Annotated in this window: 2 protein-coding genes and 1 pseudogene; all 3 read right to left on the minus strand. The window is 33.5% G+C overall.

Translation table 11 applies throughout. The annotated features are described in order from the left end of the window. Positions 1-233, minus strand: a pseudogene (locus COZ07_RS10695) (hypothetical protein); the annotation flags it as partial. A 129-nt stretch (positions 234-362) separates the two neighbouring features. Further along, positions 363-629, minus strand: a complete 267-nt coding sequence (locus COZ07_RS10700) for an AtpZ/AtpI family protein (RefSeq protein ID WP_406608550.1) — start codon at positions 627-629, stop codon at positions 363-365. 89 nt (positions 630-718) lie between these two features. Further along, positions 719-1,010 (minus strand): TatD family hydrolase (locus COZ07_RS10705; RefSeq protein WP_406608551.1); only part of this gene is annotated, 292 nt, incomplete at its 5' end.

Genomic DNA, 1,010 nt, shown 5'->3' on the forward strand with positions numbered 1-1,010 from the left:
AAAATTATTTCAAAAATATTTTGCGCTCCTTTTGGAATTTTAGCAACCTTTTTCCCAACTAGGATAAAAAAAACAACTAAAATAAAAACAGCCACCCAGCTGTTTAGCAAAGAATTGGTAACGGAAAAATTACCAACGCGAAAAATCGGTTCGGCATAAAGAGTCGCTTCGTGAGAAACCTCCGCCTGAGACTCGCCGTGATTTATGTTTTGATCATTTTCTGTTTTCGTCATCTTTTCTTTATTTTATTGGAATTTATTATATCTTATATATCTGATGAATAATCTTTTCGTTTTTTGCGATTTTCATTAAATCAAATAATTATTCTCTTCCTTGCTAATTGTGACTAAAAAATATTTTGTTTATTCCTTCTTTTTTGAGCTTTCTTTTTCAATTCTCTTAATCTCCCGCAAAGAATCTCTCACTATTCCAAAAGAAGAAATTAAAAAGGCCCCGCCGGTTAAAAAAATAAAAAACCATGGATCGGTTCCATATTTTTCATCCAACCAGCGACCTAAAAAAATTGCTAAAATAACCGGACCGGCGATCCAACCGGAAAGACGACCAAAAAGAATCATTCCCGGTTGCCACCAAGGAGCTTCGCCTGAATTATTTTTTCCTTCTCTCATAATCAAAACAACTGTCTTTAAAACATTTTTTATTGTCTAACAAAAATTTTAAAAAGTCAATAGAAAATAATTTTTTGGTTCTTATTTTCTTACTCTAAACCAAAAAAATCCCAAGCGTTTTGAAGAGTCTTCTTCTCTATTTTCTCCTCATCCATTTTTTTGATTTTGGCGATTTGTTCACCGGTGTATTTCACAAAAATCGGTTCGTTTCGTTTTCCTCTTTTCGGCACCGGCGCCAAATAAGGGCAATCTGTTTCCAACATAATTTTTTCTAAGGGAATTTTTTCAATCACTCGCAAAATTTCCGCTCCTTCTTTGGCATAAGTGATATTTCCAGTAAAAGAAAAAAGGATATTTTCTCGTTTCAAAAGCTCCCTCGTA

The organism is Candidatus Infernicultor aquiphilus, from assembly GCF_002784285.1.
Taxonomy (GTDB): Bacteria; Atribacterota; Phoenicimicrobiia; order Phoenicimicrobiales; family Phoenicimicrobiaceae; genus Infernicultor; species Infernicultor aquiphilus.